This window comes from Allobosea sp. 05T422_2, from assembly GCF_056396265.1.
Window position 1 is genome coordinate 1 of record NZ_JBFTLD010000414.1, and the last position, 3,477, is coordinate 3,477.

Here is a 3,477-nt window from a genome sequence, read left to right on the forward strand (position 1 = left end):
GACATAGACCTGCAGCAGCGCCACCGCGCCGCCGCCGATCAGCTTCGATGTCAGCAGGAACCAGCGCGGAAACGGGCTGACGAGCAAGGTTCGCATCGTGCCGGTTTCGCGGTCATAGACCATCGAGAGCGAGGACTGCATGGCATTGAAGAGCAGGATCATGCCGATCAGGCCCGGCGTCACGAAGACCTCGTAGAGGACATAGGTTTCATAGGGCGGGATGATCGAGACGCCGAGAACCTGGCGAAAGCCGGCGGCGAAGATGAAGAGCCAGACGAGCGGCCGCACCAACGCGGAGAGGAAGCGTTCGCGCTGATGGATGAAGCGCAGCATCTCGCGCCAGACGATGCCGTTGAAGCAGGCGAGATAACCAGAGAAGCCCGAGCGCTCCGGCGCGTCCGCCAGTGTCGGTGGCGCATGATCCAGCGGGATGGTCTTCATGCCGCCACCGTGCCGGCAGGATTGGCAGCCGCAGAGCCCGTCATCGTCGTGAATGCCTCGCGTATCGTTGCCGTGCCCGTCATGGCGAGCAGGTTGTCGTGATCGCCGGCAAACAGAACCCGGCCCTTGTGCAGGATGACGATGCGATCGCTCGGCGCGACCTCGTCGATCAGATGAGTCGCCCACAGGACGCCGAGCCCCTGGCTGGCGACGAGATCGCGCACCAGGGCGATGATGCCCTCGCGCGCTCCGATATCGAGGCCGACGGTGGCTTCATCGAGCAGAAGGCAACGCGGCTCGTGCAGCAGGGCACGCGCGATCTCGACCCTGCGCGCCTGGCCGCCCGACAGCGCACGCACCTTGTCGCGTGCCTTGTCGGAGAGCCCGATGATGTCGAGCAGTTCCATGGCGCGCGCCCGCGCCGCGGCGAGACCGAAACCATGCAGCGCCGCATGATAGGCGAGGTTTTGCAGCAGGCTCAGGTCGGCATCGAGCGAGCGGCTCTGGAACACCACGCCGATCTGCCGCAGCGCTGCCGACGGGGCGCGACGCACATCATTGCCGAAGACCCGGATCTCGCCGCTGACATTGTCATAGAGCCGCGTGATCAGCGCAAACAGCGTCGATTTACCCGCGCCGTTGAGGCCGAGCAGAACGGTGAACGAACCGGCCGGAACCTCCAGCGACACATCGACGAGGGCACGCCGCTCGCCGAAGGCATGGCTGACCCCGGCGACCGAGAGCGCCATGCCGACCCGCCGATCGTCGAATGCTGCGTTCACGTGACGATGATCCGCGCCGCGTTAGCCAAAGATGGAGCAACGATGCAAGCCTTCATGCTCTCCTCCGAACGACTCTTGGCCTTCTGCGTGCCGAGGCGCGCGCTGATCAAAATRGGGCGATGGCGACACCCCAGGGGTAGCGTCCTACCTTCACTGACTTGGTGACACGCAGTTTCTCGACATCGATGATCGAGACGTCGTTCGATGTGCCGTTCGTCGTGAAGAGCAGCTTCTCGTCGGGCGTGAAGGCGAGCTGCCAGACGCGCTGCCCGACCAGGAGATAGCGCTCCACTTTCAGGGTTGCGGTATCGACGACGGCGACGCGGTTGGCCGGCCCGAGCGCGACGAAGGCTGTTTTGCCATCCCTGGTGATCCGGATGCCGACGGGCTGGATGGCGTCGGCGTTGACGCCATTGATCTGGAACGACACCTTGCCGACGGGCTTGCGCGTCTTGACGTCGATGACGCTGACCGTGCCGCCGATCTCGGAGCTGACCCAGACCTGCGATCCGTCCGGCGTGAACTGCGCATAGCGCGGGCGGGCGTCGACCAGGACATGGTCGGTCGTCTTATTGCTTCCCGTGTCGATGAAATGCGCCATGTTCGTCGTTTCGGAGGTGTTGACGAGAATGGTCCCGTCAGGGCTGATGCCCATGCCCTCGGGCTCGACACCGACGGGGATTTCCGACAGGACCGAGCCCTTCTCGATATCGACGACGGTGACGATATTGTCGTCCTCGTTGGCGATATAGAGCGGGTTGCCTTTCGGATGCAGGGTGAAGAGCTCCGGGTCAGGACCCGAGGGCAGATTCTTGACGAATTCCAGGGTCTTGGTGTCGAAGACCTGCACGACATTGTCGTCGCTCGCGCAGATCAGCAGCCACTCGCCGTTCCGGGCCAGCACGACCCCGCGCGGACGTTKACCGACCTTGATGGTCTTGGTCACTTCCAGCGTCGTGCTGTCGATGACGCTGACGGTGTTGTCCTTTTCATTGGAGACGAACACCGTGTAGGCGTTGGCTGTGGATCCGAGCAGTAAAAGCGCGCCCGCCGAAAGAAATGATGTGAGCCGCATGGTGTTCCGTTTCCGATGATGATGTCGAAAAACCAGGACGCGATTGGCTTCAGGCTCTGACTTACTCTCCTACAATCTGCATTTCGTTTCCGGCCGGTCGAGCCCGAGCGTATCCAGCGTCGAGAACTGGTGCAGAAAGCCCGGCTGCGGCGAAACCGAGACCGGGAGCTTCGGCGTCGCGATCAGGATCGGTTCGCGCAACTGGCCGTTCCAGTCCCTGAATGTCAGTTTCTGGCCCTTGAAGCCTGCCACGTCGAACTCTGCGGAGCGCAGATAGGCCGCGATCTCGGCAAACGCGGTCGAGCGACGGCGCGCTGCCGCCTCGCCGATGCTGCGGATCGCGAGCCAGGCATCATAGTCGAGCGGGCGCATCGTCCGGTTCGCCGATCGCCTGAAGCGGTTCTGGAACTGGGTCGCTCCCCATTGTTCGAGCGCGGGATGCCAGCTTGTCGCCGTCAGCCCCTGTGTCCCCACCACCGGTCGCGCCTCCCAGGTCCGAAATGGGAAGTACTCGCCGAACAGCCCGGCCTCGTCGGCCACGACCACGACGTCATGGGCCGCCGCATTCTGCGTGAAGACCGGGATCTGCAGCTGAATCTGTTCGTGACCGCCATCGGCGCGCCGCGAGCCGCCTTCGTCGGAGAAAACCCGCTCCTCGACAATGCGGCCGCCGAAGCGCTTTGCCGCGCGTCGCACCGCCCCGGCGAAGGCCTCGTCCTCTGGCCGCGTTCCGAGAACCAGGAACCAGCGCCGCCACTGTTTCCAGACGAGATACTGCGCCAGCGCATCGGCGAGCATCGCGCGTGACGGGGCGGTATGCAGGACATTGGCGCGGCAATCCTCCTCGCGCAGGTTTTCGTCCGGCGCGCCGGCGTTGAACAGCAGCACATCCTTTCCCTTCAGCGCGTCGGCGAGCCTGAGAACGGTCTGGGCGCGCACGTCGAGCACCAGAAAATGTTGCCCCGCGGCGACGCGGCTTTCGGCTTCGACGAGCAGTTCATCGGCCTTGGCGCTCTCGATGATGTCCAGGCGAAACTCCTGGCCGAGAAAACGCCCCGTATTGGTGTTGTCTGCAATGGCGAGCCGCGCGCCGGCGATACCGTCGTCGGGCGGCGGAATGTCGAGCAGCGACAGCGGGAGAGGGCGCTCCTGGATCTCCCGGACGAGCAGGATGCCGAT

At 64.2% G+C, this 3,477-nt stretch carries 4 protein-coding genes; all 4 read right to left on the minus strand.

Features of this window, described 5'->3' with window-relative positions; all coding sequences use genetic code 11:
- A partial coding sequence (locus tag AC1DJT_RS35245) for an ABC transporter permease (protein ID WP_476835915.1) occupies positions 1–441 on the minus strand: 441 nt, incomplete at its 3' end.
- Positions 438–1,190: an ABC transporter ATP-binding protein gene (locus AC1DJT_RS35250; protein WP_441508435.1), complete on the minus strand. Its 753-nt coding sequence runs from the start codon at positions 1,188–1,190 to the stop codon at positions 438–440. The genes AC1DJT_RS35245 and AC1DJT_RS35250, both read right to left, overlap by 4 nt.
- A gap of 139 nt (positions 1,191–1,329) precedes the next feature.
- The gene (locus tag AC1DJT_RS35255) at positions 1,330–2,298 is read right to left on the minus strand and encodes a YVTN family beta-propeller repeat protein (protein ID WP_476835916.1); all 969 of its coding nucleotides are present in this window, start codon (positions 2,296–2,298) and stop codon (positions 1,330–1,332) included.
- A 69-nt stretch (positions 2,299–2,367) separates the two neighbouring features.
- Positions 2,368–3,477 (minus strand): ABC transporter substrate-binding protein (locus AC1DJT_RS35260; protein WP_476835917.1); only part of this gene is annotated, 1,110 nt, incomplete at its 5' end.

What these genes read in the sequence shown, in the direction of transcription:
- AC1DJT_RS35250 (WP_441508435.1), bottom strand. Translation starts at nt 1,190, where the DNA reads ATGGCGCTCTCGGTCGCCGGGGTCAGCCATGCCTTCGGCGAGCGGCGT.